Genomic DNA, 3,671 nt, shown 5'->3' on the forward strand with positions numbered 1-3,671 from the left:
CCCCATCCCCCCAAACTCCCCACAGACGCGAGAACATTAACTTTCGTTGTATCTGGGGATGAAAGCGTGAAGAATGGCAGAGGAGACAATACAATGAGAGCAGAAAACGGAATGGTTTGCTGGCAAATCATTCTTCCCTTGAAGCGGTGAGACGCGCACGAATGAGACCACAACTGAAACGGATTGAATCGGCCTTAGCTCGCATAGACCAGTCTAGTCAAACTCGGTCTATTCAGTCTCCTGCAACTAGGAGACCTAGACCTAGTTCATCCCCCCCTTCTCCGTCCCCATCTTCTCAGCCGTCGAACCCTAAAACTCGACGGGAATCTCCGTCTTTTACCTTTACCCTCAATCCGTCTCGGACGCGCAAGTCTCCTCCCTCCCGCCCGTCTCCTCCGTCTCCCCCCCAACCCTATCAAAATAACCTTTCGACCCTCAATCAACTGAAATCCGCCCAAATCAGCACCCATCGCCATAGTGTCAATCCGGCGTTGGCCACCAATATTCTCAAGGAAATTGAAGAAGTGATTGTGGGGTGGCAAAAGGAATTAAAACAAATTCTGATTAAAATTCAGGATTTGTATTTAGAGGGGCCTATTGTGGATGGGTGGTTGGAGTCGCAAACGGCGGACGGGACGAAACGTTTACCTCAAGAGGCTCACACCGTACAACCGGCTTGGGATGGGCCGGGGCCACGTCCGGGGTATCGGTTGTGTGGCCTAGATGACCAAGGCCGTCTCTGGTCTAAACCTTGTCCACCGGAACAAGTGGCCAGTGTGAGTGTGGCGATTGCCCGTTACCAAAAACTGCGACAATTACTGAAACAGAAACAACTGTTAGAAAATCGTTTAAGTCGCATTGCTGAAACTTTAGTGATGGTTCATGGGAGTTTACACGACCAGTGAGTGAATCTGTAGCCATTTCCGCCATTATTTGCACCCACAACCGCGATCGCTATTTGGGGGCTGCGATTGATAGTTTGTTAGCGCAGGATTTTACCGACTATGAAGTCATTGTGGTGGATAATGCCTCAAGCGATCGCACCAAGGAGGTGACAGAAGCTCGTCTCCCCCATCCCAAACTGCAATATATTTACGAACCCGTCACCGGGTTATCCGTGGCGCGGAATGCAGGGGCAAAAGCCGCCAAAGGGGAAATATTAGCCTATCTCGATGATGATGCCGTAGCCTCCAAAGGATGGTTAAGCGCGATCGCAGCCGGATTTGCCCAAAAGGAAAACTTAGCGATCGCCGGAGGCAAAGTCACCCTCCTCTGGCCCGACGGCCACAGTCGCCCCCCCTGGCTCTCAGAGGGGCTATCGGGCAACTTAGGAGCATTTGACCTAGGGGATACCATCGTGGCCATTACCACCCCCAATCTCACCCCTAGAGGCTTAAACTACGCCATTCGTCGCACCTTTTTAGACGACATCGGCGGCTTTGACGTAAATTTAGGTCGAGTCGGCACTAATTTGTTATCTAATGAAGAATTACAAATGACCGAACTGGCCTTGGCCAAAGGATGGGAAGTCGCCTATCTCCCCGATGCCTTAGTCGCCCATAACGTCACGCCTGATAGACTGGAACGCAGTTGGTTTTTGCGACGAGGTTGGTGGCAGGGTGTAAGTGAATGTTACCGCGAACAACTGGCCGGTCGGGCCGGAGTCGCACAATTTGGGCGGGCTGGAGAACGGATTTTGCGAGGACTCTATAAGTCCCTAAAATATGTTCATGACCCCGCTCTTAGGTTTGATAATTTTGTCTATGCCTACGGTCAACTTGGCTATCTCAAAACCGCCATCCAAGGCATGATTTCTCCGCCAACCTTTAAAACCTGATTATCCCTTACATGATCTTCGACCTTAGCCCAGACGCTCTTATATTGAAACCAGCATGACTTCTTCGTCTGAAAAAATCCCCGTCTCCGTTCTCATTCCTGCCAAAAACGAGGAACAGAACCTCCCGGCTTGTTTAGACAGTGTGCAACGGGCCGATGAAATCTTTGTCGTTGACTCCCAAAGCAGCGATCGCAGCTTAGAAATTTGTCAAGAATACGGAGTCAATGTCGCCCAATTCTACTTCAACGGCAGTTGGCCGAAAAAGAAAAATTGGTCCCTCGAAAACCTCTCCTTTCGCAATGACTGGGTATTAATCGTTGACTGTGACGAACGCATTACCCCGGAACTCTGGGACGAAATTGCCGAACGGATCAAAGACCCCCAATACAACGGCTATTTCCTCAACCGGAAAGTCTTTTTCTTAGGGAAATGGATTCGTTGGGGAGGAAAATATCCCGATTGGAACTTACGGCTATTTAAACACCAATGCGGTCGCTACGAAAACCTCAGCACCGAAGACATCCCCAACACCGGAGATAACGAGGTTCATGAGCACGTCATCCTAGAAGGCGATGTGGGCTATCTCAAAGAAGATATGCTCCATATTGACTTCCGAGACATTTACCACTGGATCGCCCGTCATAACCGCTATTCTAACTGGGAAGCGCGAGTCTATTACAACCTCCTGACCGGAAAAGATGAAAGTGGGACCATCGGGGCCAACTTATTCGGTGATGCCGTCCAACGGAAACGCTTTTTAAAGAAAATCTGGGTTTGGTTGCCCTTTAAACCCTTCTTGCGGTTTGTTTTATTTTATATTCTGCGCTTTGGCTTTCTCGATGGACGGGCCGGCTATACTTACGCCCGCTTATTGAGTCAGTATGAATATCAAATAGGGGTCAAGTTATACGAACTTCAGAAATTTGGCGGACAACTGAACGTCAACCCCGGCCAGCCCTCTCCCCCCCCGAAACCTTCCCTTGCCCAACCTGCGGGAGTCTCCAAGGATGAATCCCAACCCTAAGCCCACTGGCAAAAATGACCCTTTACTAGAGGCGGCCCCTTGGGTTGATCTGAGTCAGTATGATCAATCCAATTTTGACCGGGGCCGTCCCGGTTGGGTGATTTTACTCTGGTGGTTTGTACAAGCGGTGACATTTCCCATTACGCTACATAACTGGAGTGGGTTACGGTGTGCCATTTTGCGGGCCTTTGGGGCAAAAATCGGCAAGGGAGTGATTATTCGCCCCACTGCCCGTATCAATTACCCTTGGAAATTAACCATCGGGGATTATAGTTGGATTGGGGATGATGTGGTGTTGTACAGTTTAGACCCTATTTATCTTGGCTCTCATGTGGTGATTTCTCAGGAATGTTATTTATGTACAGGGAGTCACGATATCACCAGTCCGGTTTTTTCCCTGCAAACCGCCCCTATCTGGGTGGGAAATGGGGCCTGGGTGGCGACGGATTGTTTTGTGGCCCCTGGGGTAAAAATTGGGGCTAATACGGTGATAGGGGCCCGTAGTAGTGTGTATCGGTCTATTCCGGCGGGTAAAATTGCTATGGGGAATCCTTGTCGGCCTTGTAAGGATAGAAGTGTGAAAGTTGATAATTGAGAGTTGATGGGTAAACCACAAAGACACAAAGGACACAAAGGGTAACTGACTGAACACAAATTTCTCGCTAAAACTATCTAAATTTACTCATTTTTTATGCTATAATGTATTTATGAATAAGTTTAGTATTTCCGAAGCCGCAAAAATTAAAGGAGTATCTCCCTCAACACTCAGACGTTGGGAAGCAGAAGGAAAGTTAATTCCAGAGCGTACCG

The 3,671-nt window shown here is 49.0% G+C and carries 5 protein-coding genes; all 5 read left to right on the plus strand.

Features of this window, described 5'->3' with window-relative positions; translation table 11 throughout:
- Nucleotides 1–161: 161 nt before the first annotated feature.
- On the plus strand, nt 162–905 hold the full coding sequence (locus PN462_RS08825; protein WP_272127731.1) for a hypothetical protein: 744 nt from the start codon (nt 162–164) through the stop codon (nt 903–905).
- Nucleotides 902–1,837: a glycosyltransferase gene (locus PN462_RS08830; RefSeq protein WP_272127732.1), complete on the plus strand. Its 936-nt coding sequence runs from the start codon at nt 902–904 to the stop codon at nt 1,835–1,837. Before PN462_RS08825 ends, PN462_RS08830 begins: the two co-directional genes overlap by 4 nt.
- A gap of 55 nt (nt 1,838–1,892) precedes the next feature.
- Nucleotides 1,893–2,861 carry a glycosyltransferase family 2 protein gene (locus PN462_RS08835; protein WP_272127733.1) on the plus strand — a complete coding sequence of 323 codons (969 nt, stop codon included), beginning with the start codon at nt 1,893–1,895 and terminating at the stop codon, nt 2,859–2,861.
- Entirely contained in the window at nt 2,845–3,456 is a 612-nt protein-coding gene (gene hpsU / locus PN462_RS08840; RefSeq protein ID WP_272127734.1) for a hormogonium polysaccharide biosynthesis acetyltransferase HpsU, read from the plus strand. The genes PN462_RS08835 and hpsU overlap by 17 nt, the downstream gene beginning before the upstream one ends.
- Before the next feature lie 112 nt (nt 3,457–3,568).
- The coding region (locus PN462_RS23470; RefSeq protein WP_443029113.1) for a MerR family DNA-binding transcriptional regulator at nt 3,569–3,671 on the plus strand (103 nt) is incomplete at its 3' end.

Source organism: Spirulina sp. CS-785/01, assembly GCF_028330525.1.
Classification (GTDB): domain Bacteria; phylum Cyanobacteriota; class Cyanobacteriia; order Cyanobacteriales; family Spirulinaceae; genus JAQMSD01.

Bases quoted from the DNA above. Each gene is read 5' to 3' on its own strand.
- PN462_RS08825 (WP_272127731.1), top strand. From the start codon at position 162: ATGAGACCACAACTGAAACGGATTGAATCGGCCTTAGCTCGCATAGAC.
- PN462_RS08835 (WP_272127733.1), top strand. From the start codon at position 1,893: ATGACTTCTTCGTCTGAAAAAATCCCCGTCTCCGTTCTCATTCCTGCC.
- hpsU (WP_272127734.1), top strand. From the start codon at position 2,845: ATGAATCCCAACCCTAAGCCCACTGGCAAAAATGACCCTTTACTAGAG.